Origin of the sequence: Lichenibacterium ramalinae (assembly GCF_004137085.1) — a bacterium.
Lineage (GTDB): Bacteria > Pseudomonadota > Alphaproteobacteria > Rhizobiales > Beijerinckiaceae > Lichenihabitans > Lichenihabitans ramalinae.
Map to the genome: position 1 here is coordinate 56,957 of NZ_QYBC01000006.1, position 23,519 is coordinate 80,475.

Annotated in this window: 20 protein-coding genes; 7 read left to right on the forward strand and 13 right to left on the reverse strand. The window is 72.1% G+C overall.

Going from position 1 to position 23,519, the window contains the following annotated elements:
• Positions 1–81 precede the first annotated feature (81 nt).
• From D3272_RS08435 to fabA, 6 genes are all read right to left on the reverse strand, one after another.
• On the reverse strand, positions 82–954 hold the full coding sequence (locus D3272_RS08435; RefSeq protein WP_245496451.1) for an SDR family oxidoreductase: 873 nt from the start codon (positions 952–954) through the stop codon (positions 82–84).
• 49 nt (positions 955–1,003) lie between these two features.
• Positions 1,004–1,549 (reverse strand): GNAT family N-acetyltransferase, encoded by a 546-nt coding sequence (locus tag D3272_RS08440; protein ID WP_129218726.1) that lies wholly within the window; start codon positions 1,547–1,549, stop codon positions 1,004–1,006.
• Positions 1,546–2,250 carry a Sir2 family NAD-dependent protein deacetylase gene (locus tag D3272_RS08445; protein WP_129218727.1) on the reverse strand — a complete coding sequence of 235 codons (705 nt, stop codon included), beginning with the start codon at positions 2,248–2,250 and terminating at the stop codon, positions 1,546–1,548. The genes D3272_RS08440 and D3272_RS08445 overlap by 4 nt, the downstream gene beginning before the upstream one ends.
• A 14-nt stretch (positions 2,251–2,264) precedes the next feature.
• On the reverse strand, positions 2,265–3,125 hold the full coding sequence (gene fabI, locus D3272_RS08450; RefSeq protein WP_129218728.1) for an enoyl-ACP reductase FabI: 861 nt from the start codon (positions 3,123–3,125) through the stop codon (positions 2,265–2,267).
• 2 nt (positions 3,126–3,127) lie between these two features.
• On the reverse strand, positions 3,128–4,351 hold the full coding sequence (gene fabB / locus D3272_RS08455; protein ID WP_129218729.1) for a beta-ketoacyl-ACP synthase I: 1,224 nt from the start codon (positions 4,349–4,351) through the stop codon (positions 3,128–3,130).
• A gap of 105 nt (positions 4,352–4,456) precedes the next feature.
• Complete coding sequence (gene fabA, locus D3272_RS08460; RefSeq protein WP_129218730.1) at positions 4,457–4,972, reverse strand: 3-hydroxyacyl-[acyl-carrier-protein] dehydratase FabA; 516 nt, start codon at positions 4,970–4,972, stop codon at positions 4,457–4,459.
• Between the two features lie 146 nt (positions 4,973–5,118).
• On the opposite strand from fabA, the gene D3272_RS08465 reads away from it, so the two are divergent.
• Positions 5,119–5,523 (forward strand): (deoxy)nucleoside triphosphate pyrophosphohydrolase, encoded by a 405-nt coding sequence (locus tag D3272_RS08465; RefSeq protein ID WP_129218901.1) that lies wholly within the window; start codon positions 5,119–5,121, stop codon positions 5,521–5,523.
• 22 nt (positions 5,524–5,545) lie between these two features.
• Here the strand turns inward: D3272_RS08465 and D3272_RS08470 are convergent, their stop codons facing one another.
• The gene (locus tag D3272_RS08470) at positions 5,546–5,830 is read right to left on the reverse strand and encodes an usg protein (protein WP_129218731.1); all 285 of its coding nucleotides are present in this window, start codon (positions 5,828–5,830) and stop codon (positions 5,546–5,548) included.
• Between the two features lie 200 nt (positions 5,831–6,030).
• Between D3272_RS08470 and metH the strand changes: the two genes are divergently transcribed.
• Positions 6,031–9,822 (forward strand): methionine synthase, encoded by a 3,792-nt coding sequence (gene metH / locus D3272_RS08475; RefSeq protein ID WP_129218732.1) that lies wholly within the window; start codon positions 6,031–6,033, stop codon positions 9,820–9,822.
• Between the two features lie 25 nt (positions 9,823–9,847).
• On the opposite strand, the gene D3272_RS08480 is transcribed toward metH, so the two are convergent.
• Positions 9,848–10,540 (reverse strand): DUF7168 domain-containing protein, encoded by a 693-nt coding sequence (locus D3272_RS08480; protein WP_129218733.1) that lies wholly within the window; start codon positions 10,538–10,540, stop codon positions 9,848–9,850.
• A gap of 168 nt (positions 10,541–10,708) precedes the next feature.
• On the opposite strand from D3272_RS08480, the gene D3272_RS08485 reads away from it, so the two are divergent.
• A complete protein-coding gene (locus tag D3272_RS08485; RefSeq protein WP_129218734.1) occupies positions 10,709–11,119 on the forward strand; it encodes a Ros/MucR family transcriptional regulator in 411 nt (136 codons plus the stop codon).
• Between the two features lie 129 nt (positions 11,120–11,248).
• On the opposite strand, the gene D3272_RS08490 is transcribed toward D3272_RS08485, so the two are convergent.
• From D3272_RS08490 to D3272_RS08510, 5 genes are all read right to left on the reverse strand, one after another.
• Complete coding sequence (locus D3272_RS08490; RefSeq protein WP_129218902.1) at positions 11,249–12,076, reverse strand: inositol monophosphatase family protein; 828 nt, start codon at positions 12,074–12,076, stop codon at positions 11,249–11,251.
• Positions 12,077–12,257: 181 nt separating this feature from the next.
• A complete protein-coding gene (locus D3272_RS08495) occupies positions 12,258–13,592 on the reverse strand; it encodes a dicarboxylate/amino acid:cation symporter (protein WP_129218735.1) in 1,335 nt (444 codons plus the stop codon).
• Between the two features lie 113 nt (positions 13,593–13,705).
• Positions 13,706–16,042 carry an NADP-dependent malic enzyme gene (locus D3272_RS08500; RefSeq protein ID WP_207210169.1) on the reverse strand — a complete coding sequence of 779 codons (2,337 nt, stop codon included), beginning with the start codon at positions 16,040–16,042 and terminating at the stop codon, positions 13,706–13,708.
• Positions 16,043–16,092: 50 nt separating this feature from the next.
• Entirely contained in the window at positions 16,093–17,616 is a 1,524-nt protein-coding gene (locus D3272_RS08505) for an MDR family MFS transporter (RefSeq protein ID WP_129218737.1), read from the reverse strand.
• Positions 17,617–17,749: 133 nt separating this feature from the next.
• The gene (locus tag D3272_RS08510) at positions 17,750–18,487 is read right to left on the reverse strand and encodes a DUF3750 domain-containing protein (RefSeq protein WP_129218738.1); all 738 of its coding nucleotides are present in this window, start codon (positions 18,485–18,487) and stop codon (positions 17,750–17,752) included.
• A 121-nt stretch (positions 18,488–18,608) separates the two neighbouring features.
• Between D3272_RS08510 and D3272_RS08515 the strand changes: the two genes are divergently transcribed.
• The 4 genes from D3272_RS08515 to D3272_RS27230 all read left to right on the forward strand — a co-directional run bounded on the left by D3272_RS08515 (position 18,609) and on the right by D3272_RS27230 (position 23,500).
• Positions 18,609–19,007: a DUF4112 domain-containing protein gene (locus D3272_RS08515; protein WP_129218739.1), complete on the forward strand. Its 399-nt coding sequence runs from the start codon at positions 18,609–18,611 to the stop codon at positions 19,005–19,007.
• Positions 19,008–19,089: 82 nt separating this feature from the next.
• On the forward strand, positions 19,090–21,093 hold the full coding sequence (locus D3272_RS08520; protein ID WP_129218740.1) for a hypothetical protein: 2,004 nt from the start codon (positions 19,090–19,092) through the stop codon (positions 21,091–21,093).
• A gap of 149 nt (positions 21,094–21,242) precedes the next feature.
• The gene (locus D3272_RS08525) at positions 21,243–21,992 is read left to right on the forward strand and encodes an ABC transporter ATP-binding protein (RefSeq protein WP_129218741.1); all 750 of its coding nucleotides are present in this window, start codon (positions 21,243–21,245) and stop codon (positions 21,990–21,992) included.
• Entirely contained in the window at positions 21,992–23,500 is a 1,509-nt protein-coding gene (locus D3272_RS27230) for a hypothetical protein (RefSeq protein WP_165361278.1), read from the forward strand. The genes D3272_RS08525 and D3272_RS27230 overlap by 1 nt, the downstream gene beginning before the upstream one ends.
• Positions 23,501–23,519 lie beyond the last annotated feature (19 nt).

A 23,519-nucleotide genomic window follows, 5' to 3' on the forward strand; every position in this document is an offset into this window, starting at 1 on the left:
GCCCGGGAGCGCCGGCGCCGGAGGCTCAGAGCCACCCGATGCATCGCACCCTCGGCGACGGCCCCTGGCGTTCGGGGCCTCTCAGGCCGGCAGGCCGGAACCGATGCCCGTCATCTCGGACGACATGTCCCACAGGCGCCGGGCCACGGCGTCGTCCCGCCCGGCACGGCTGGGCTGCAGGGGCCGGCACTTGGCGTGATAGCCGCCGGTCGTTCCCTCGACCTCCGGCGACGTCGCCAGGTGGACCAGGGTCGCGGCGCCGGCCTCGGGCGAGATGGCGAAGAGCGCCTTGGCGAGGCCGAAGGCGCGACGGCCGAGGCCCCGGCCCGCATCGCCGAAACGCGAGGCGACGAAGCCCGGATGGAAGGCGTTCGCCGTCACGCCGGTCCCGGACAGGCGGCGCGCCAGTTCTCGGGTGAACAGGATGTTGCACAGCTTCGCCCGGCCATAGGCGCTGAATCCCCGGTAGCCGGCACGGCCGTGGAGGTCGGCGAGGTCGAGCGCGGCGAAGCGGTGCGCTTCGGACGACGTGGACACGATGCGGGACGGCGCGGCGGCGACCAGCGAGGGCAGGAGCGCGTCGGTCAGCACCATGTAGCTGAGGTGGTCGAGCGCGAAGGTCATCTCGAACCCGTCCTCGGTCTCGATCCGGTCGGGGAACCAGGCGCCGGCATTGTTGACCAGCACGTCCACCCGCGGCTCGGCGGCCGCGATCACGGCGCCGACGCGCCGCATCTCCGACAGCCGCGACAGGTCCGCGATGTGGATGCCGTGGCGGGCTTCGGGCGAGATGCGGCGGAGCTGGATCAGAGCGTCCTCGGCCCGGGCAGGATCGCGCGCCACCAGGACGAGGCGTGCCCCGCGGCGCGCCAACTCCAGCGCGCCCGCGAGCCCGATGCCCGAAGTTCCGCCCGTGATCACCACCGTCCTGCCGTGCATGGCCCGCCCCCGCATCGCTCGCTCCCTCCATGCGCGACGGCAGGGGTCGGGCGCAACGGCCGAATCAGAGCGGCTTCTCGAGCACCAGGAAGTGGAGGTCGTCGCGGTGCGGCAGTCCGAACCGCGTTTCGCCGTAGGGGAAGGGCTTGATGCGGCCCGTGGGGGCGTAGCCCCGACGCTGGTAGAAGGCGAGGAGTTCGGCCCGCCCGTGCAGCACCGTCATCTCGACGGCGACGCAGCCGGCCGCCCGGGCGCGCCGCTCCACCTCGCCGATGAGGAGCGCGCCGAAGCCCTGCCCCTGGCGCTCGGGGTGCACCGTCAGCATGGCGAGGTGGCAGAGCGGGCGTTCCGCTTCGTCCCGGAAGCGCTGCGTCATGACGCATCCGAGGATGGGGCCGTCGGCCGCCTCGCGCAGCAGCAGGACCGTGCTGGGATCGGGGGCGTCGAGTTCGTCGGCGAGCGACGCCGGATCGGTGCGCTGGCCGCCGAGCAGATCGGCCTCGTGCGTCCACCCCCGGCGCGCCGTCTCGCCCCGATAGGCGCCATTGACCATGGCGGCGAGGTCGTCGAGGTCGGCGCGGGTCGCCGGCATGATGACGGGGGACGTCATGGCGCGCCCCCGAGGATCTCGTCGACCCAGGCCGGCACGGCTTCGGTGGCGGGGCCGTAGAGGGCATCGTCGAACAGGCCGGCATTGTCGGCCGGGTCGAGGTTGATCTCCAGCGTCGGGGTGCCGCGGGAGCGGGCCTCCGCGACGAGGCCCGCCGCCGGATAGATGGCGCCCGACGTCCCGATGGCGGCGAAGAGGTCGGCGTGGGCGAGTTCGTCGGCGATGCGGTCGAGGCCCATGGGCACCTCGCCGAACCACACGATGTGCGGCCGCAGCCGGGCGGCGCCGCAGGTCGGGCAGTGCACGAAGACGCCCATGTCGTCGCGCCAGGGCGCAACCGCGCCGCAGGCGAGGCAGCGGGCCCGGCACGACTCGCCGTGCATGTGATGCACCTGCCGGGAGCCGGCCCGCTCGTGCAGGTCGTCGATGTTCTGCGTGCACAGGAACAGGGCGTCGCCCCGCGCCGCGAGCCCGCGCTCCAGCCGGGCCAGCGCCGCATGGGCGGCATTGGGCGCGGCGGCCAAGGCGTCGCGCCGGCGCATGTCGTAGAAGGCGTGGACGGCGACGGGGTCGGCCGCGAAGGCCTCGGGCGTGGCGAGCTTGGAGGGATCGAAGCGCGCCCACAGGCCGTCGCGGTCCCGGAAGGTCCCGAGCCCGCTCTCGGCCGAAACGCCGGCGCCGGTGAGGACGAAGACCCGCATCGTCGTGCCGCGCCTCAGGGCGCGGCGTCGGACACTTCCGCGCCGGACTTCAGGTTCTCCGACCGCGGCATGCCGACCGTGTTGTAGCCGCCGTCGACGAAGTGGATCTCGCCCGTGACGCCGTTCGACAGGTGCGACAGGAGATAGAGCGCCGAGCCGCCGACGTCCTCGATGGTGACGGGGCGGCGCAGCGGGGCGTGGGCGCGGTGGTAATTGTACATGAAGCGCGCATCCGTGATGCCGGCGCCCGCCAGCGTGCGGACCGGGCCGGCCGAGATGGCGTTGACGCGCAGGCCGATGGCGCCGTAATCGGCCGCGAGGTAGCGCACCGACGCCTCGAGCGCCGCCTTGGCGACGCCCATCACGTTGTAGTTCGGCGTGACACGGGTCGCACCCCCGAAGGTCAGCGTCAGCATGGCGCCGCCGGGCGTCATCAATGGCGCGACCCGGCGGGCGATCTCGGTGAAGGAGAAGGCCGAAATCACCATGGTGCGCACGAAGTTCTCGCGCGTCGTGTCGGCGTAGCGGCCCTTGAGCTCGTTCTTGTCCGAATAGGCGATGCCGTGCACGACGAAGTCGATCGTGCCGAAGCGGGCCTGCACGGCTTCGAGCGCGGCGTCGACGGTTTCGAGCTTCTCGACGTCGCAGGCCACGACGAGATCGGAGCCGAGGCTCTGCGCCAGCGGCTTCACCCGCCGCCCCAGGGCCTCGCCCTGGTAGGTGAAGGCGAGTTCGGCCCCCTCGGCCGCCAGGGCCCTGGCGATGCCCCAGGCGATCGAATGATCGTTGGCGACCCCCATGACGAGCCCGCGCTTGCCCCGCATCAGCCCGCCCGTGGCGGAGGCGGAGGTTCCCGTCGTCGTGTCCTGCGCCATGATCAGAGGTCCGGATGCTGGAAGACGAGGGACGCGTTGGTGCCGCCGAAGCCGAAGCCGTTGGACAGCACCGTGCCGAGCTTCACGCCGTCGCGGCGCTCGCGCAGGATGGGCATGTCGGCGAAGGCCGGGTCGATCGTCTCGATGTTGGCGCTCTCGCAGATGAAGTCGTTGTTCATCATCAGCAGCGAGAACACCGCCTCGATGGCCCCCGTCGCCCCCTGGGCGTGGCCGCTCAGGCTCTTGGTGGCGGCGATGGGCGGGCATTTGTCGGCGCCGCCGAAGACGTCGCGCAGGGCGTCGATCTCGGCCTCGTCGCCCTTGGGGGTCGAGGTGGCGTGGGGGTTGATGTAGTCGACCGGCGCCTTGACGCCGTCGAGCGCCATCGTCATGCAGCGCCGGGCTCCCTCGCCCGAGGGCGCCACCATGTCGTGGCCGTCGCTGGCGAGGCCGTAGCCGACGATCTCGCCGAGGATGCGGGCGCCGCGCGACACGGCGTGATCCCGGTCCTCGAGGGCGAGGATGCCGGCGCCGGCCGAGATGACGAAGCCGTCGCGGTCCCGGTCGAAGGCGCGCGACGCCACCGCCGGCCGGTCGTTGAAGTTCGACGACATGGCGCCCATCGCGTCGAACAGCACGGAAAGCGACCAGTCGAGTTCCTCGCAGCCGCCCGCGAACATCACGTCCTGCTTGCCGTACTTGATCGCCTCGTAGGCGTTGCCGATGCAATGGTTCGACGTCGCGCAGGCCGACGCGATGGAATAGTTGATGCCCTTGATCTTGAACCAGGTGGCGAGCGTCGCCGAGCCCGTGGACGACATGGCCTTCGGCACCGCGAAGGGGCCGACGCGCTTCGGCCCCTTGCTGCGGGCGATGTCGGCGGATTCGACGATGGTGCGGGTGGAGGGCCCGCCCGAGCCCACGATGATGCCGGTGCGGGGGTTCGACACGTCCTCGGGCTGAAGCCCGCTCTGCGCGATGGCCTGCTCCATGGCGACCTGCGCCCAGGCGCTGCCGCCGCCGTGGAAGCGCAGCGCCCGACGGTCCAGCACGGCCTCGGGGTCGAGGGCGGGGGCGCCGTGGACCTGGGAGCGGAAGCCGAGCTCGGCGTAGCGCTCGGCCCGCACGATGCCCGGGCGGGCGTTCCTCAGAGAGTCCAGGACCTCATCGGCGGTGCTGCCGATGGACGAGACGATGCCCATCCCGGTGACGACGACGCGACGCATTTCTCATCCACTCCTTGGAGCCGCGCGACGGCCGGTGCAGCCGATCCGCGGCTCGATGTCCCGAACGGGCGCCGGCACCGTCCGGCCCCGGCCCGTGTCCGCCCGTCAGGCCGGCTCGGGCTTGAACAGGCCGACGCGCAGGTCCTTGGCCTCATAGATGCGGCGGCCGTCGGCTTCGAGCCAGCCATCCGCGATGCCGAGCACCAGCCGGCCCCTGAACACGCGCTTGAGGTCGATGCCGTAGACGACGCGCTTCACCGTGGGGAGCACCTGGTCGGTGAACTTCACCTCGCCGACCCCGAGGGCCCGGCCCTTGCCGGGCAGGCCGAGCCAGCCGAGGTAGAAGCCGACGAGCTGCCAGAGCGCATCGAGCCCGAGGCAGCCCGGCATGACGGGGTCGCCCTGGAAGTGGCAGGCGAAGAACCAGAGGTCGGGCTTCACGTCGAACTCGGCGCGGATCACGCCCTTGCCGTTGGCGCCGCCCTCTTCCGCGATCTCGACGATGCGGTCGAACATCAGCATCGGCGGCAGGGGGAGCTGGGCATTGCCGGGGCCGAAGAGTTCGCCCCGGCCGCAGGCCAGGAGATCGTCGTGATCGAAGCTCGAGCGCTTGTCGCCCATGAAGCCCAAAACCTTCTTCGCCGCGCAACCGGGATCGGCACGGGTCTTTGAAGGCGTCTGGTAACACGGCATAAGGCGGGCCGGAAGCCTCGTCCCGCGCCGGGGCGACGCCCGCCGCCTTCCCAGCCGAGAGTCCCGCCGTGACGCTGAAGATCCTGACCGTCGTGGCCGTGGCCCTGGTGGACGCCGACGACCGCGTGCTCATCGCCCAGCGCCCGCCCGGCAAGGCGCTGGCGGGCCTGTGGGAGTTCCCCGGCGGCAAGCTCGACCCCGGCGAGCGGCCCGAGGCGGCGCTGATCCGCGAACTCGACGAGGAGCTCGGCATCGCCGTGAAGGAGGCCTGCCTGGCACCCCTCACCTTCGCCAGCCACGCCTATCCGGAGTTCCACCTGCTGATGCCGCTGTGGATCTGCCGGCGGTGGGAGGGCCATGCCGTGCCGCGCGAGGGCCAGGCGCTCAAATGGGTGCGGCCCGGCCAGCTGCGCGACTATCCCATGCCGCCGGCCGACGCGCCGCTCATCCCGCCGCTGATCGACCTGCTGGGGGTGTAGGGCGGGCCGGCCCGGCGGCCCGTCACTGCAGCCGGAACTCGGCCCCCACGAGGGCGATCTCGGCCGGCTTGATGAGGCCGGAATGGCCCACCCGCACCGAATGCAGCGCGCCGTCGAGCGTGTCGCGCCAGAAGGTCAGGAAGGCGGTGAGGGCCGGGAACAGCGGCGCGAGGTCGTAGGCCTGCCAGATGTAGCTCTGCAGCACCTTGGGGTGGTCGGGGAGGTGGTACAGGATCTCCGCCGTGGTCAGGCCGTAGCCGGCGAGCTGGCGGATGAAGTCGGGTGAAACCTCGCGTGCCTTGGCCATGATGGGTTCTCCGCGATGGAGCCGCGATCGTGCGTCGCGCCAGCGCCCGGAGCTTCGGAACTCTCGCCCGGGGATGTCGCGCCGCCGTCACATTGCGCCTCCGACAGGGTTAACGGACCGTGTACGGCCTTCGGAGCGCCCCGCTGCTTGCATCATATAACAATATCTTTATATCAGCATGTGAACCCATGGAGCACAGCATGAGCCAGGACATCGACGCCCTGTTCGCCGACGGCACGGGCCGCGTCCGGGAGGGCCGCCAGGACGGCGCCGAGATCCTCCGCGCGCTCACCGCCGCGGCGCGCGAGCGCATCCTGGTGCTCGACGGCGCCATGGGCACGCAGATCCAGGGGCTGGACTACGAGGAGAGCCACTTCCGCGGCCATCGGTTCCAGGCCTGCGAGTGCCACCTCAAGGGCAACAACGACCTCCTGACCCTGACCCAGCCCGACGCCATCGAGGCCATCCACTACGCCTATGCGGTGGCGGGCGCCGACATCGTCGAGACCAACACCTTCTCGTCCACCCGCATCGCCCAGGCCGACTACGGCATGGAAGAGGCCGTCTACGAGCTGAACCGCGACGGCGCGCGCCTCGCCAAGCGCGCCCTGCTGCGCGCCGAGCGCGAGGACGGCCGGCGCCGCTTCGTCGCCGGCGCCCTCGGGCCCACCAACCGCACCGCCTCGATCTCGCCCGACGTGAACGACCCGGGCTTCCGCGCCGTGACGTTCGACGAGCTGCGCGACGCCTATGCCGAGCAGGTGCGCGGCCTCATCGAGGGCGGCGCCGACATCATCCTGATCGAGACGATCTTCGACACGCTGAACGCCAAGGCGGCGTATTTCGCCACCCACGCGGTCTTCGACGAGACCGGCATCCACCTCCCCGTGATGATCTCCGGCACCATCACGGACCTGTCCGGCCGCACCCTGTCGGGCCAGACGCCGACGGCCTTCTGGAACGCCCTCAGCCACGCCCGGCCCTTCACCATCGGGCTCAACTGCGCGCTCGGTGCCGAAGCCATGCGGCCGCACCTCGCCGAACTCTCGGCCGCCGCCGACACCTTCGTGTGCGCCTATCCCAACGCCGGCCTGCCCAACGAATTCGGCCTCTACGACGAGACCCCCGAGATGATGGCGGCGCAGGTCGCGGGCTTCGCGGCGGACGGCCTCGTCAACGTGGTGGGGGGCTGCTGCGGCTCCACGCCCGAGCACATCCGCGCCATCGCCGAGGCCGTGAAGGGCAAGGCGCCGCGCGCCCTGCCGACGGTGGCGCCGATGATGCGGCTGTCGGGCCTCGAGCCTTTCGTGCTCACGCCCGACATCCCCTTCGTCAACGTCGGCGAGCGCACCAACGTCACGGGCTCGGCCCGCTTCCGCAAGCTGATCAAGGAGGGCGACCTCGTCGCCGCGCTCGATGTCGCGCGCGACCAGGTCGCCAACGGCGCCCAGATCATCGACGTCAACATGGACGAGGGCCTCATCGACTCCGAGAAGGCGATGATCGACTTCCTCAACCTCGTCGCCGCCGAGCCCGACATCGCCCGGGTGCCGGTGATGATCGACTCGTCGAAGTTCTCCGTCATCGAGGCCGGGCTGAAGCGCGTCCAGGGCAAGGCGCTGGTCAATTCCATCTCGATGAAGGAGGGCGAGGAGGCCTTCCTCAAGGCCGCCCGCCTGGTGCGGGCCTATGGCGCTGCCGTCGTCGTGATGGCCTTCGACGAGCAGGGCCAGGCCGACACGCTGGAGCGCAAGGTCGCGATCTGTTCCCGCGCCTACGCGCTGCTGGTCGCCGACGGCTTCCCGCCCGAGGACATCGTCTTCGACCCCAACGTCTTCGCCGTCGCGACCGGCATCGAGGAGCACGACGGCTACGGCGTCGCCTTCATCGAGGCGACGCGCGCCATCCGCACCACCCTGCCCCACGCCCACGTGTCGGGCGGCGTATCGAACCTCAGCTTCTCGTTCCGCGGCAACGAGCCCGTGCGCGAGGCCATGCATGCCGTGTTCCTGTACCACGCCATCCAGGCCGGCATGGACATGGGCATCGTCAACGCGGGCCAGCTCGCCATCTACGAGACGATCGACCCCGAGCTGCGCCAGGCCTGCGAGGACGTCGTGCTGAACCGCCGGCCGGACGGCACCGAGCGGCTGCTCGCCGTGGCGGAGCGCTACCGCGGCGTGAAGGGGCAGGAGGCCAAGGCGCAGGACCTGTCCTGGCGCGAGAAGCCCGTCGCCGAGCGGCTGAGCCACGCCCTCGTCAACGGCATCACCGACTATATCGAGGCCGACGTCGAGGAGGCGCGCCAGGCGGCCCAGCGGCCGCTGCACGTCATCGAAGGCCCGCTGATGGCGGGCATGAACGTGGTCGGCGACCTGTTCGGCTCGGGCAAGATGTTCCTGCCCCAGGTGGTGAAGTCGGCCCGCGTGATGAAGCAGGCCGTGGCGGTGCTGCTGCCCTTCATGGATGCCGAGAAGGCCGCCAACGGCGGCGGCGAGCGCGAGGCCGCCGGCCGCATCCTGATGGCGACGGTGAAGGGCGACGTCCACGACATCGGCAAGAACATCGTCGGCGTGGTGCTGGCCTGCAACAACTACGAGGTGATCGACCTCGGCGTCATGGTGCCGGCCACTAGGATCCTGGAGGTCGCGCGCGAGAAGAAGGTCGACATCATCGGCCTGTCGGGCCTCATCACGCCCTCGCTCGACGAGATGGTGCATGTGGCGGCCGAGATGGAGCGCCAGGGCTTCGACCTGCCGCTGCTGATCGGCGGCGCCACGACGAGCCGCGTGCACACGGCCGTGAAGGTCCACCCGCGCTACACCTCCGGCCAGGCCGTCTACGTCACGGATGCCAGCCGCGCCGTCGGCGTGGTGTCGAACCTGCTGTCGCCCGACAACCGCGGCGACTTCGTCGCCCGGACCCGGGCCGAATACCGCAAGGTCGCCGACGCCCATGCCAGGAGCGAGGCCGACAAGCAGCGCCTGCCGCTCGCCAAGGCCCGGGCCAACCGGCTGCAGGTCGACTGGAGCGGCTACGAGCCGCCGACCCCGAGCTTCCTCGGCACGCGCGTCTTCGAAACCTACGACCTCGCCGACCTCGCCCGCTTCATCGACTGGACGCCCTTCTTCTCCACCTGGGAGCTCAAGGGCCGCTACCCCGCCATCCTGGACCATGAGACGCAGGGGCCGGCGGCCCGGGCGCTGTTCGACGATGCCAAGGCGATGCTCGGCAAGATCATCGCCGAGGGCTGGTTCAAGCCCAAGGCCGTGGTGGGCTTCTGGCCGGCGGGCGCCGTCGGCGACGACATCCGGCTCTTCACCGACGAGGCGCGCGACGAGGAGGCCGCCACCTTCTACACCTTGCGCCAGCAGCTTTCGAAGGGCGGAGGCCGGGCGAGCCTCGCCCTCGCCGACTTCGTCGCCCCCCAGGACGGCGGCCTCGGCGACTACGTGGGCGCCTTCGTGGTGACGGCCGGCATGGAGGAGGAGGTCCTGTCGGAGCGCTTCTCCCGCGCCAACGACGATTATTCCTCCATCATGGTCAAGGCGCTGGCCGACCGCTTCGCCGAAGCCTTCGCCGAAGCGCTGCACCAGCGCGTCCGCAAGGAGCTCTGGGGCTACGCGCCGGGCGAGCAGTTCGGCCCGGACGAGCTGATCGGCGAGCCCTATCGCGGCATCCGGCCGGCGCCGGGCTACCCGTCCCAGCCGGACCACACCGAGAAGGCGACGCTGTTCCGCCTGCTCGACGCCGAGGCGCGGATCGGCGTCAAGCTGACCGAAAGCTTCGCCATGTGGCCGGGCTCGTCGGTGTCGGGCCTCTACCTCGCCCACCCCGACGCACATTACTTCGGGGTCGCCAAGGTGGAGCGCGACCAGGTGCTGGATTATGCGGCCCGCAAGGGCATGCCGGTGGACGAGGTGGAGCGCTGGCTCGGCCCCATCCTCAACTACGTGCCGGGCCCGGCCGCCGTGGCCGAAGCGGCGGAGTGATGCTCCGTGTCGCAGGCGGCGGCCGTCAGGGCCGCCGGCCGACCTCCAGGGCGGCGCCCGCGGCTTCGCCCGCCGTATAGGCGCCTTCGGCGATGACGCGCCGCGGGCCGCCCTGCCCTTCCACCATCACGAGGCCGAGCTGGGCGAAGGCCTCGTCGACCGCCGAGGTCTTCACGACGGCGAGGTCGCGGCCGGTGCCGCGGTGCCGGGCGTCGCGCGCCGCCTTGAGGGCATCGAGCTTGTCGCCGATGCCCGCCACCATGCCGAGCGTGAAGGAAGCGTTGACGAGGTGCCGGTCGCGCGTGTCGAAGCCCGCATAGGCGGGGCTCGTCTTGTAGCGGCCGAGTTCCGCCCGCACGGCGCCGTCGACGAGGTCGGCGAGATCCCGGGCCGCCGCGGCGTCCTCGGGCAGGCCGAAGAAGGCATGGGCGGTGCGGCCGCCGGCGTCCTTCTCGCGCCAGACGCGACAGTCGCAGAAGGCCGCGATGGCGCCGATGCAGCCGTCGAGCGGCACGCGCTTCTTGTGCCGCGACGCGAAGACGACCCGCTCGCAGGGCGATTCCCGGATCTCGACGTCGCTCATCGCCAGCGCGTGCCGGTCGAGCAGGTCCGCCACCTTGGCGGCGGCGGCCAGGGTCTCCGCCTCGGTGCAGCCGTTCGCGACCGTCTTGGCGAGGAGCGCCGCGATGCGGGCCTTCAGCTTGCCGCGTTCGCTCACGCCGCGCCCCGCCCCGCACCATTACAACCTTGTAACGATACCTTGCGGAACGCCTTCGCCCCCACTACCGTAGCATCAACGCCATCATGGTAGCCATCGCGGTCAGTCTTCGCCGCCATAGGCCGATGATGACGACCGAGAGTAGAGTGAAGGGACTGTGTCATTATCATGGAAGATGCCTGGGGTTCTCGGCTGATCGAACTCGCGACTGAAATCGTTTCGGCCTATGTGGCGCACAATGCGGTTCCGGCGAGCGATCTACCGACGCTGATGAAGACTATTCATACAGCCCTGGATCGCATGCAAGACGGCCCTGCACCTGAGCCGGTCGTCGAACCCCAGGCGCCGGCCGTGCCGATCCGGAAGTCGGTCACGGACGACTACATCGTCTGCCTCGAGGATGGCCGCAAGTTCAAGTCGCTGAAGCGCCATCTGCAGGCCGCCTACGGGCTGACGCCGGAGCAGTACCGGGCGAAATGGGACCTGCCGCGAGACTATCCGATGGTGGCGCCGGCCTATGCCAACAAGCGCTCGGAACTCGCCCGCAAGATCGGCCTCGGCCGCAAGGTCGAGGGCTGACGCCGGGCTGGAGCGCTTCCGCCTTCGGCGACCGCGCTCCAGCTCCGAAGTTCGCGCAATGTCTTCGGCCTGAAAGCGTCGAGGCGGTTCCGCGAAAGCCCATCCTGCTCCAGGCGCGGTCCCGGCCCTTCAGGGCCGGAGAAGCGCGTCGCTCAGCAGCGCCCAGCTGTCCCGGTCGGGCGCGCAGAGCAGGCCGCCCTCGTGCCGGGTCGCGGCGTAGGGCGAGCCGTCGAGGCAGGCCGAATAGCCGCCCGCCTCGCGGTGCAGCAGCCACCCCGCCGCGTGGTCCCAGGGCATGAGCTTCGAATAGAGCGCGAAATCGTAGAAGCCGCCGCAGAGCAGCCGGTACTGGTGGGCGGCGCAGCGGTAATCGCTGGCGTTGGCGACGCGCGGGAAGCGGGCCGGCACGCGAGACCGCTCGTCGCCGGGAAAGAACGTCCAGGACACCAGGCCGGCCATCTCGGCGAGCGACGGGGCGGGTGCCACGTGCAGGTCGTGGCGGCGCCCGTCGGCGCGTTGCAGCCAGGCCCCCTCGCCGCGCAGCGCGAGCGCCCAATCGTCCTCGGCGGGATCCAGGATCACGCCCGCCACGATCTCGCCGCGCCGGAGCACCGCCGCCATGACGCCGAACAGCGGCAGGCTGGAGGCGAAGTTCTTGGTGCCGTCGATCGGGTCGATGACGAAGGCGAGGTCGGGTTCGCCGAGCGCGTCGAGCAGCGCCGGATCGCGCTCCGTCGCCTCCTCGCCGACGACCGCGCACCCCGGAAAGGCCCGCAGCAACGCCGCCGTGATGGCGGCCTCGGCCGCCTCGTCGGCATCGGTGACGAGGTCCTGGCGCGACGTCTTCTCGCGCGTGCGCTTGGGAACGTCGCCGCGGAAGCGGGGCATGATCTCGGCGCGGGCCGCGTCGCGGAGGATCTCGACGACGGTGCCGAGGTCGGCGTGGGAGAAGGTCAACACGGTGATGGTCCCACGGGGGGTGAACGATGCCGGGTGCCTACAGCGGCACCGTGACGGCGGCAAGGCGGCCGGGCGGGACCGCGTCAGGGTCGGTCGCGACCCTGTGCCGGCGTGCTCCTCGGAAGCATCCGCGGGATGCCGTTTCGCCCTCGACGTGACGGCATCCCTCCGCGTCCCCTCAGGTGATGCGGGCCTCGACGGCGTCCCCGGCGGCGACGGGGCGGCTCAGGGCGGCGTTGAGCTGCCTGACGTCGAGCTCGCCCTCCCAGCGGCTGATCACCAGGGCGGCGACGCCGTTGCCGACGAGGTTGGTCAGCGCGCGGCATTCGCTCATGAACTTGTCGATGCCGACCAGGATGGCGACGGAGGCGAGCGGGATCTCGGGGACGATCTCCAGCGTCGCCGCGAGGGTGATGAAGCCCGCCCCCGTGACGCCGGAGGCGCCCTTCGAGGTCAGCGCCGCGATGAGCAGGATCTTCAGCTCCTGGCCGAGGCTGAGGTCGGTGTTGGTGGCCTGGGCGAGGAACAGCACCGCCAGCGTCATGTAGATGTTGGTGCCGTCGAGGTTGAAGCTGTAGCCGGTCGGGATGACCAGCCCCACCACGGGCTTGGACGCCCCGAGCGCCTGCATCTTGCGGATCATGTTGGGCAGCACCGTCTCGGAGGAGGAGGTGCCGAGCACGATGAGCAGCTCGTCCTTGATGTAGACGAGGTAGCGCCAGATGGAGAAGCCCGCCGCCCGGGCGATGAGCCCCAGCACCACGAAGACGAAGAGCAGGCTGGTGCCGTAGAAGGTGGCGATGAGGGCGCCGAGATAGGCGAGGCTCTTGAAGCCGAAGGCCCCGACCGTGAACGCCATGGCGCCGAAGGCGCCGATCGGCGCGAAATGCACGATGATGCCGATGATGCGGAAGAACACCTTGCCGGCGGCGTCGATGCCGGCCGCCACCCGCTCGCCCGTCTCGCCGAGCCGGGAGATAGCGATGCCGGTGAGGATGGCGACGAGCAGCACCTGCAGCAGGTCGCCCTTGGCGAAGACGTCGCCGTAGCTCGACGGGATGATGGCCAGCAGATGCGCCGTGACGCTGTCGCCCTTGGCGGCCGACACGTAGGTGGAGACGGACGCGGGGTCGAGCGTCTTGGGATCGATGTTGAAGCCGGCGCCGGGCCGGACCACGTCGGCGACGATGAGGCCGATGGCCAGGGCCAGGGTCGACACGACCTCGAAATACACCAGGGCCTTGACGCCGACGCGGCCGACGCGCTTCAGGTCCCCCATCGTGGCGATGCCGTGCACGACCGTGCAGAAGATGACCGGCGCGATCATCATCCTGATGAGGTTCACGAAGGCGTCGCCGAACGGCTTCATGTTGGCGGCGAGGCCGGTCTTGCCCGGGAAGGCGACGCCCAGCAGCGCCCCGATCACGATGGCGACCAGCACCTGCACGTAGAGCAGCCTGTACCAGGGCCGGCGCGGCTGCACCGTCAGGACGCGCGGGTCTTCCGCATTCATGGCTGGCCATCTCCCTCGATTTTGCAGGACCGTAGCGACGCTGCGGCAGGGTGGAAAGGGGTTTTCCCGACCCGGCCGCGGTCCTCCCCCGATAACCGGGGGAGGGTCGGCCGTCACTCGTCGCTGCCGGCCTCGGCGGCGGCCAGCGCCGTCATGTTGACGATGCCGCGCGCCGTCACCTTCTGCACCAGCACGTGCAGGGGCTTCTGCAGGCCGAGCAGCATCGGGCCGACCTGGAGTCCGCTGGCCGAGGCGCCGAGCAGCGTCAGGCCGATGTTGGCGGCATCGAGGTTGGGCATGACGAGGAGGTTGGCGGCCCCCTCCAACGGGCTGTCGGCGACCAGCCGGTCGCGCAGGGGGGGGCTCAGCGCGGCATCGGCGTGCATCTCGCCGTCCACCTCGAGGTCGGGCGCCTGCGCCCGGATGAGGGCCAGGGCGCGGCGCATCTTGCGGGCCGAGGGCGAGTTCGAGGCGCCGAAGCTCGAATGGCTGAGCAGCGCCGCCTTGGGTGCCACGCCGAAGCGCCGCACCTCCTCGGCCGCCAGCAGCGTCATCTCGGCGATCTGCTCGGCGCTGGGCTCGTGGTTGACGTGGGTGTCGCAGATGAACAGGGCGCCGCTCTGCAGGATCAGCCCCGACAGCGCGTAGACGCGCCCGCCCTCGACTTCGCTGCGCACGATCGGCAGCGCGTAGGCGAGGTGGCGCGACCAGTCGCCGGTGCCGCCGACCAGCGCGGCGTCGGCCTGCCCCGACTGGAGCAGCATGGCGGCCGGGATGGACAGGCGCGTCCGCATGCGCCGGGCGGCGGCGTCGGGCGGCACGCCGCGGCGGTCGACGAGCTTCTGGTATTCCCGAGTGAGCGGGCCGAAGACGGCCTCGTCCTCCTTGGGATCCAGCACCGTGACGCCGGCGCCGGCGCGGAGCCTCAGCCCCAGCGCCGCCGCCTTGCGGTCGACCACGTCGCGGCTGCCGATGAGGATCGGCTCCGCCAGCTTCTCGTCGATCACGGTCTGCACGGCCCTGAGCACGCGCTCGTCCTCGCCTTCGGCATAGACGACGCGCTGCAGCTTGCGGCGCGCGGCCTCGAAGACCGGGCGCATGAGCTGCCCCGAGCGGAACACGAAGCGCTCGAGGTCGCGCGCATAGGCGTCGAAATCCGCGATGGGGCGGAGCGCCACGCCGGACTGCATGGCGGCCCTGGCGACGGCCGGCGCCACCTGCAGGATCAGGCGCGGGTCGAAGGGCTTGGGGATGATGTATTCGGGCCCGAAGACCGGCGCGTGGCCGCCGTAGGCCGAGGCCACGACGTCGCTGGCCTCGATGCGGGCCAGCTCCGCGATGGCGTCGACGGCGGCGATCTTCATCGCCTCGTTGATCTCCGTCGCGCCGACGTCAAGCGCGCCGCGGAAGATGAAGGGGAAGCACAGGACGTTGTTGACCTGGTTCGGGTAGTCCGACCGGCCCGTGGCGATGATGGCGTCGGGCCGGGCCTCGCGGGCGAGTTCGGGGGTGATCTCCGGGTCGGGGTTGGCGAGCGCCAGGACGAAGGGCTTCGCCGCCATGGTCTTCAGCCATTCGGGCTTGAGCACGCGCGGCGCCGACAGGCCGAGGAAGACGTCGGCGCCCGGCAGGGCGTCGGCGAGGGTGCGGGCCTCGGTGTCGCGGGCATAGCGCGCCATGTTGGGCGCCATCTCGTCGCCGCGGTCCCGGTGGACCACGCCCTTGATGTCGGTGAGGGTGACGTTCTCGATCCTGAGCCCCATCGAGACCAGCAGGTCGACGCAGGCGAGGGCGGCGGCGCCGGCGCCCGACGTGACGAGCCGCACGTCCGAGAGCCGCTTGTCCTGGAGCTTCAGGCCGTTGACCAGGGCCGCCGCGCAGACGATCGCGGTGCCGTGCTGGTCGTCGTGGAACACCGGGATATTCATGCGCTCGCGCAGGCGGCGCTCGATCTCGAAACACTCGGGCGCCTTGATGTCCTCGAGGTTCACGGCCCCGAAGGTCGGCTCCAGCGCCGCCACCACGTCGATGAAGCGCTCCGGGTCCTGCGCGTCCACCTCGATGTCGAAGACGTCGATGCCGGCGAACTTCTTGAAAAGGACCGCCTTGCCCTCCATCACGGGCTTGCCCGCCAGCGCGCCGATGTTGCCGAGCCCGAGCACGGCGGTGCCGTTGGAGATGACGGCGACGAGGTTGCCGCGGGCCGTGAGGTCCCGCGCGGCCTCCGGATCGGCCACGATGGCCTTGCAGGCGGCCGCGACGCCGGGCGAATAGGCCAGCGCGAGGTCGCGCTGCGTCGCCATGCGTTTCGTGGGCTCGACCGACAGCTTACCCGGGGTCGGGAAGCGGTGGTAGTCGAGCGCCGCCTTGTCGAAATCCTCGGCCAAAGTCGCGTCTCCCCTCGTATCCGGGGCGGCTGCTGCCGCGCCTCCGGCACCCGGCGCCACCATGCCACGTCCGACACCGAGGGTGAACCCGGGGCCGGTCGCCGGCCCGGCCGTCACTCGAGGACGAGCGGGTTCGGCAGTTCGGCTTCGAGAGAACCCGCGTCGCCCGTTCCGGCCCGCCGGTCCCGCAGCGGCCGCTCCTCCATGAGGATCAGGAAAGTCCAGGCGAGGCCGAGGCCGAGGCAGGCCGCCCAGAACACCCACCGGAACGTGCCGGCGAGATGGGCGGCGTCCGACCCGCGGATCAGCGCCTCCATGTCATGCACGGCACCGGCATTGCCGGCCGTGCCGCCCAGCACGATCGTGCCGAAGGCCGCCACGATCAGGGCGCCGCCGAGCGAGCGGAAGAAGTTCATCGACGCGGTCGCGATGCCGAGCTCGTGCAGCTCCACGGTGTTCTGAATCGCGATGGTGGACAGCGGCAGGATGGTGCCGAGCCCGATCGACAGGAACAGGAACAGCACCTCCATGAGCGGGAAGGGCAACGCCCGGCCATAGGCGGCGATGAGGGCGCAGCAGGCGACGCTCACCCCCATCATGGCCATGGGCACGCGCTTGTAGCGCTTGAAATAGAGCATCGAGCGGCCCGACAGGGTGGCGCCCGTGACGGTGCCGATCATCAGGGGGACCAGGGCGAGGCCGGACTGGCTCGCCGACAGCCCGAGCACGCCCTCGAAGAAGATCGGCACGTAGATGGTGAGGCCGATGAAGGTGCCCATGGCGAAGCAGGCGGCGAGCGTCGCGCTGTAGACCACCTGGTCCTTGAGGACGTTGGTCGGGATCAGCGGTTCGGCCGCGGTGGCGAGCCGCGCCGCGAAGCCCGTGCCGAGCAGGGCGGCGGCGGCGAGCAGCGACAGCACCACCGTGGAGGTCCAGGGAAAGCGCACCCCGCCCCAGCTCAGGGCCAGCAGCAGGCTGGTCGAGCCGAGGACGAGCAGCGAGGCGCCCGGCCAGTCGAGCCGGTGGCGGCGCTCGTGGCGCGGCAGCAGCTTGAGCTTGCCGTTGGTGAGGGCGAAGGCCAGGAAGCCGATCGGCAGGTTGATCCAGAAGATGTAGGACCAGTGCAGGTGCTGGGCGAAGAAGCCGCCGAGCAGCGGCCCCGCCACGGAGGCGGCGACGAAGACGCCTGCGATGTAGACCTGGTAGCGGGCGCGCTCCTTCGGCGACATGATGTCGCCGATGATGGTCTGCGACAGGGCGATGAGGCCGCCGCCGCCGATGCCCTGCAGCCCGCGCGCCAGGGCCAGCGTCACCATGGTGGGCGCCACGGCGCAGACCAGCGAGCCCAGGCTGAAGGTCGTGATGGCGATCAGCAGCATGATGCGCCGGCCGTGGATGTCGCTGAGCTTGCCGTAGAGCGGCGTCACGGCCGTGGAGGCCAGCAGGTAGGCGGTGACGATCCAGGGCAGGTTGACGGCATCGCCGAGGTCGAGGCCGATGGTCGGCATGGCGGTCGCCACGATCGTCTGGTCGAGGGCGGCGAGCAGCATCGCCGTCATGAGGCCGATCACGATCGACTTGATCTCGGCGTCGTCGAGGCGGCGATGGAGCGTGGCAGCCGGTTGCGGCGCGTTCATGGACTGGCTCCCCCGGCCGTTCCGCGCGGCCCGCTGCAGCGGCACCGGCCGGGCGGCGGCGCGCGGTCCTTATGCGGGAGCGCCCCCTCGCATGCAATATGCGGCGGGGCCGCGCCGCGGACCGGCGCCGGCCTCACACGCCGACGCGGCCGACCGCGGGCAGCTTCAGGCCCGGCCGCCTGAAGTCGAGCCCGATGACGCCGCCGAGGACGTTGAGCTCGAAGCCCTCCACCCAGGCCAGCGTCAGCCCCACATAGCCGCCGAACGACAGCCGGAACCCCGTGCGGGAGGGGGCCGGCCCCAGGATGGCGCCGTCCACCGGGAAGTCCTTGCCGATGGCGGTCGGCGGCAGCACGGCACCGCTTTCCGGCACGGCGGCCAGCACGGTCTGCACGAAGGTGTTCGAGTTGGGGCCCGGCCAGGCGCGGTAGTCGCCGACGTTGCGCCAGCGATAGGCCTGGATCGCCGCCCGCATGCGCGGGATCAGCGCTTCCGCGGCATCGCCGTCGGCCGCGAAGACGGTGTCGGGCGCCTGCCCGAACCAGCGCCCGTCCGGGTCGAAGCCGTTGAGCCGGATCGGGTCGCCCCAGGCGGTGAGGTCGTAACGGTCGTAGCGGGCCGCATCCCTGTCCTTCAGCACGATCCAGGAATGGACCGCCACGATGCCGCGCCAACTCACCGTCCGGGCCGCGAAGACCCGCACGGCGGCGTCGGAATGCAGCCGGGCGGCGGGCAGCAGGCCGGTCGCGGACCGGTCGGCGCCGCGCCAGTCGAAGGCCGGCGCCCGCCAGTAGAGCACCGCCCGCAACGCCGCCGGCGCCAGGAACAGCACGATGAACAGGATGGAGCCGAGGACGAGGACGCGCAGCATGGGTCGGGATCTGCCGGGACGGGACCCCCGACATGGGGATCGACGATGACGTGCGGAAGCCCGGTTGTGCCGGCGGCGCCCCGTCCCCACTTCGGTGTCGCCCCCGTGCCGGAGCCGAGCCATGACCTGGACCACGATCGAACACGACGCCCTCGACGCGGCTTCGGCCGCCGCGCGGCTGAAGCGCCTGAGAACCATCGCCTGGGCGGTGGACGGCCTGTTCCGCCTGCCCGGCACCAAGTTCCGCTTCGGCCTGAACAGCGTGATTGGCCTCACGCCGGCGGCCGGCGACGTCATGCTGGCCGGCATCTCGCTCTATATCGTCAACGAGGCGCGCAAGATCGGCCTGCCGAAGGAGAAGATCGCCCGGATGCTGGCCAACATCGGCGTCGAGGCGGCGGCCGGCGCCGTGCCCCTGCTCGGCAACCTCTTCGACATGGGCTTCAAGGCCAACCTGCGCAACATCGCCATCATCGAGGAACATCTCGGCGCGGCCCCGACGGCGCGCCGCTGGTCCTGACGGCGCGACCGGGACGGGGCGGCTGCGTCTCGACGGCGGCAGGCCGTCAGGTGCCGCGTCCCGTCCCGATCGATCCCGCGGCATGACCGACACGCGCATTCCGCCGCCATCCGCCCGCCGGACTGCCCTGCGGCCGGCCGGGCTCGCCGCCGCCCTGCTGCTCGGCCTCTGGCTGGCGGCCGCCATGCAGGCCTTTACGCCCGACCTGCCCCACGCGGGGCTCGACGCGTCCTGGGTGGCGGTGATGGGGGAGGCCGCCGACCGCGGCCTGCACTGGGGCCGCGACCTCGCCTTCACCTACGGGCCGGCCTCGACGCTCGTCACCCATTACGGCAACGACGCCTACCTGCCCGTCACGCTGCCGCTGCTGCTGGCCTCCGCCCTGCTCTTCGCGGGCTGCGCGCTGCGCCTGGCGTCGGCGGCCGCCGACGCGACCTCGGCGGCGCTGTTCGCCGCCACCCTGGCCCTCGCACTCGTGACCGCCGGGGCCGGGGCGACGCCCGACGCCGTCTTCCTCGTCATGCCGCTGCTGCCCGCGCTCCTGGTGCTGTCCCGCCGGCGCCTCGGCGGCGCCACGGTGCTCCTGGCCGCCGCGACGGCCGCGGCCCTGGGCGCCGTCGGCCTCGCCAAGATGAGCTACCCGGCCGCCGCGCTGCCGGTGATGCTGGTCGCCGATGCCACCCGGACGGCGCGGGGGCGGGTCCCGCTGCTGACCCTGCCCTTCGCGGCGGGGTTCCTCGCGGGCGATCTCGCCTACGGGCAGAGCCTGTCCGACCTGCCGGGCTTCCTGCGCCTGCAGGGCGAGGTGGTGGCGGGCTACAGCGAGGCCATGGCGCTTCCCGGCAGCCTCCGCGAGCTGGCCGCCTTCCTGGCGACGGCGGCGGCGCTCTGGCTCGCCGCCGCCGCCTCCGGCCGCTGGGGCATGCGCTGGCGGGCGCGTGCCCCGGCCGCCGCCTGCCTCGCCTGGGTCCTGTTCATGCTGTTCAAGGCCGGCTTCGTCCGGCAGGACCTCCACACTCTCATCGCCTGGAACGGCCTCGCCCTGGCCGCCGTCGTCCTGGCGCTCGACGGCGGCTGGCGCCCCGCCGTGGCCCGGGCCACGCTGGCCCTGGCGGTCGCCGGCTCGCTCGTGGTCGGCCTCGTCGGCGCCGGCCTGCCGACCGGCCCCTCGGCCGCCAAGCTCCGCGCCGCGCTGGCCGTGGAGCAGACCCGCTTCGTCGCGACGCCCGTGGAGCAGGCCGCCGCGGCCGCGGCGCTGCTCGGCGACCTCGCCGGTGCGCCGGGCGCCCTGCGCCGGGACCGGGAGGGCGCTTGGCGCGACGCCGCGGCGGCCGACCCCCTTCCGGCGCTCGACGGCGGCGTCGACACGATCCCTTCGGTGCAGAATGCCGTGCTGGCGGCGGGGCTCGACTACCGGCCGCGGCCGAGCTTCCAGGAATATTCCACCTACACGGACGGCCTGCTGGCGGCGAACCGGGATTTCCTGGAAAGCCCGCGGGCTCCCGCCTGGGTGCTGGTCGGGCGCGAACCCGGCGCCGACAGCCTGACCATCGACGGGCGCTACCCGAGCCTCGCCGAAGGCTCGCTCTGGCCCGACCTCCTCGCCCTCTACCGGCCGGAGCGACGGATCGGCGATCTCCTGGCGCTGCACCGGCGCGCGTCGCCGCTCGATCTCCACCGCGGCACGCTGCGTCGCGGCACGGCGCGTCTCGGGCAGGAGGTCCCGGTCGACGGGGAAGCCCCGGCCGTCTTCGCCACCGTGGACCTGCGGCCGACGCTGCTCGGGCGGATCGCCGGCCTGCTGTTCCGGCCGGCGCTTTCCAGCCTCAACGTGACCCTGGCCGACGGCACGCGGCGCAGCTACCGGTTCGTGTCGGGCATCGGCCGCAGCGGCTTCGTGCTGAGCCCGCTGGTGACGGATGCCGACGACTTCGCAGCCCTCGCCGAGGCCGCACCGACGCCGCCCGGCCGCCGCGTCGTCGCCTTCGCCGTCTCGGGCAACGCCGCTCTCCTGGCGCCCGACCTGTCCTACACGCTGCAGCCGATGGCCCCCGCGCCGCCGGCAGGGCCCGCGCCGTCCCGGTGAGGCATGGTGGAGGAACACCCGTTTCCCCCGAGACCGGCGGGGACCGCCCGACGTCGCCGGAGCGCAGTCAGGCGGCGTCCGGACCATTCACCGCCCCGCAACCTTTGACGGCGCTCGATGGAGCGGACGAACTGCCTCGGAGGCTCCCCGTGACCGCGACCGTGCCGGCCCTCGCCCTCCGGGGCCTCCGCAAGGGCTTCGGCCCGGGGCGGCCGGCCGTGGACGGGCTCGACCTCGTGGTGCCGGCGGGCGCCTTCTACGCCCTGCTCGGTCCCAACGGGGCCGGCAAGACCACGACGCTGCGCATGGTGGCGGGGCTGCTGCGGCCCGATGCCGGGCATATCGCGATCCACGGCATCGACGCGGTCGCGGACAGCCGCGCCGCCAAGAGCATCACCGCCTGGCTCCCCGACGACCCCCTGCTCTACGACAAGCTGACCCCGATCGAATATCTCGGCTTCGTGGGGGGTCTCTGGTCCGTGCCGCCGGACCGGGCCCGGCGCGGCGCCGAAGCCCTGCTGGAGCGGCTCGGCCTCGCCGACCACCGCGACCAGCGCTGCGAGGGTTTCTCGCGCGGCATGAAGCAGAAGGTGGCGCTGGCCGGCGCCCTGGTGCACGAGCCGCGGCTGCTGATCCTCGACGAGCCGCTCACCGGCCTCGATGCCGGGGCGGCCCGGACCGTGAAGGCCATCCTGGGCGAGTGCGTGGCGTCGGGCGCCACCGTGATCCTGACGACACACATCCTCGAAGTCGCCGAGCGGCTCGCCAGCCGCATCGGCATCATCCGGCGCGGGCGGCTCGCCGCCGAAGGCACGGTGGCGGAGCTCCAGGCCGCCGGCGGCGGCTCGCTGGAAGAGGCCTTCCTGAGCCTGACGGGCTCGGACCGGGACGGCGCCTGATGCCGTCGCCGAATCCGGGGTCGCTGGCCTGGCTCCTCCGCCACGACGTCCGCCTCGGCTGGCGGGACTTCCGGGCCGGCTTCGGCTCGCTGGGTTCCCGTTCCCTCGGCGGCCTCGTGCTGGCGGTGGTGGGCATCATGCATGCGGCGGTCTGGGGCCTCGCCGACGAGGTCGGGACGCTCGCGGCCGACCCGGCGACGCGGCCGGAAGCCCTGGGCCTCGCCCTGCCGGCCGCCGGCTTCGTGCTGCTGCTGATGCTGGCGCAGACGCTCAACGGCGCCACCAAGCTGCTCTACGCCCGCGGCGACCTCGACCTGCTGCTCTCCTCGCCGGCTTCCCCGCCGCGGGTGCTGGGGGCGCGGGCCGCGGCCGTGGCGCTCGGCGCCTTCACGTCGGCGGCCCTGTTCGTGCTGCCGGTGGCCGACGCCGCGGCGCTCGCCGGCCACGGGCGCCTCCTGGCGCTCTACCCCACCCTCGCCGGCGGCGCGCTGCTGGCGGCCGCGCTGGGCCTCGCCGGGACGCTGGCGCTGTTCCGCATCGTCGGCCCGCGCCGCGCCCGCCTCGCCGCCCAGGTGCTGGCGACCTTCGTGGGCGCGGGCTTCGTCATCGTGCTCCAGCTGCGCCGGCTGCTGCCGGGGCTGCTGCCGCAGGCGGGGCCGGCGCCGGGCGGATGGGCCGAAGCCGCCATGCTGCTGCCGGTGCGGGCCGGCCTCGGCGACGCCGACGCCCTGCTGCTGTGGTGCGGCGGCGGGCTCGCCGCATTCGCCGTCGCGGCGCGCCTGCTCGGGCCGGCTTTCGCCGGGAGCGTCCAGGCGGCGGCGGGCGCGGCGGGTCCGGCGCCCCGCAGCGGGACGTCGAGGGGGCGCGGCGGGGCCTTCCCGTCCGGCCCGCTGCCCGCCCTGCGCCGGAAGGAGTGGCGCCTCATCGCGCGGGATCCCTGGGTGGTGAGCCAGGTACTGCTGCAGATCCTCTACATGACGCCGCTTATCGCGCTGCTCTGGTCGGGCAGCGGCGATCCCGCCCTCGCCCTCGCCCCCATGGTGGCGGTGGTGACGTTCCAGGTGTCGTCGTCGCTGACCTGGCTGGGCCTGTCGGGGGAGGATGCGCCGGACCTGCTGGCGAGTTGCCCGGCGCCGGCGCCGGCGCTGCGGCGCGGCAAGGTCCAGGCCGTGGGCTGCGTGACGCTCGGCATCGTGGCGCTGCCCCTCGCCTGGCTGGCCTGGACGTCGCCCGCGGTGGCGGCCGCGACGAGCGCCATCGCGGCGATCGGCCTCGCCGCCGCCGTGACGCTGCAGATGTGGCACGGCCAGCCGGGCCGCCGGTCGAGTTTCGCGGCCCGGCACCGCGAGTCGAAGGTGATGGCGCTGGTCGAGATGGCGCTTTCGGTGCTGTTCGGCGTGGCGGCGGCCCTGGCCGCCTTCGGCAGCCTGTGGACGCTGGCGCCCCTCGCCCTCGTCGGCGTATTGGTCGCGGCGCTCCGGCCGCGCCGGACCCGCGTGCCGGCCTGACGACAACGCCGGGAAGGAG

Bases quoted from the DNA above. Each gene is read 5' to 3' on its own strand.
- D3272_RS27230 (WP_165361278.1), top strand. From the start codon at position 21,992: ATGCCGTCGCCGAATCCGGGGTCGCTGGCCTGGCTCCTCCGCCACGAC.
- D3272_RS08445 (WP_129218727.1), bottom strand. From the start codon at position 2,250: ATGCGGGTCTTCGTCCTCACCGGCGCCGGCGTTTCGGCCGAGAGCGGG.
- fabB (WP_129218729.1), bottom strand. From the start codon at position 4,351: ATGCGTCGCGTCGTCGTCACCGGGATGGGCATCGTCTCGTCCATCGGC.
- D3272_RS08435 (WP_245496451.1), bottom strand. From the start codon at position 954: ATGCGGGGGCGGGCCATGCACGGCAGGACGGTGGTGATCACGGGCGGA.
- metH (WP_129218732.1), top strand. From the start codon at position 6,031: ATGAGCCAGGACATCGACGCCCTGTTCGCCGACGGCACGGGCCGCGTC.
- D3272_RS08505 (WP_129218737.1), bottom strand. From the start codon at position 17,616: ATGAACGCGCCGCAACCGGCTGCCACGCTCCATCGCCGCCTCGACGAC.
- D3272_RS08440 (WP_129218726.1), bottom strand. From the start codon at position 1,549: ATGACGTCCCCCGTCATCATGCCGGCGACCCGCGCCGACCTCGACGAC.
- fabA (WP_129218730.1), bottom strand. From the start codon at position 4,972: ATGGGCGACAAGCGCTCGAGCTTCGATCACGACGATCTCCTGGCCTGC.
- D3272_RS08515 (WP_129218739.1), top strand. From the start codon at position 18,609: ATGACCTGGACCACGATCGAACACGACGCCCTCGACGCGGCTTCGGCC.
- D3272_RS08510 (WP_129218738.1), bottom strand. From the start codon at position 18,487: ATGCTGCGCGTCCTCGTCCTCGGCTCCATCCTGTTCATCGTGCTGTTC.
- D3272_RS08470 (WP_129218731.1), bottom strand. From the start codon at position 5,830: ATGGCCAAGGCACGCGAGGTTTCACCCGACTTCATCCGCCAGCTCGCC.
- D3272_RS08520 (WP_129218740.1), top strand. From the start codon at position 19,090: ATGACCGACACGCGCATTCCGCCGCCATCCGCCCGCCGGACTGCCCTG.
- fabI (WP_129218728.1), bottom strand. From the start codon at position 3,125: ATGGCGCAGGACACGACGACGGGAACCTCCGCCTCCGCCACGGGCGGG.
- D3272_RS08495 (WP_129218735.1), bottom strand. From the start codon at position 13,592: ATGAATGCGGAAGACCCGCGCGTCCTGACGGTGCAGCCGCGCCGGCCC.
- D3272_RS08485 (WP_129218734.1), top strand. From the start codon at position 10,709: ATGGAAGATGCCTGGGGTTCTCGGCTGATCGAACTCGCGACTGAAATC.
- D3272_RS08500 (WP_207210169.1), bottom strand. From the start codon at position 16,042: ATGGTGGCGCCGGGTGCCGGAGGCGCGGCAGCAGCCGCCCCGGATACG.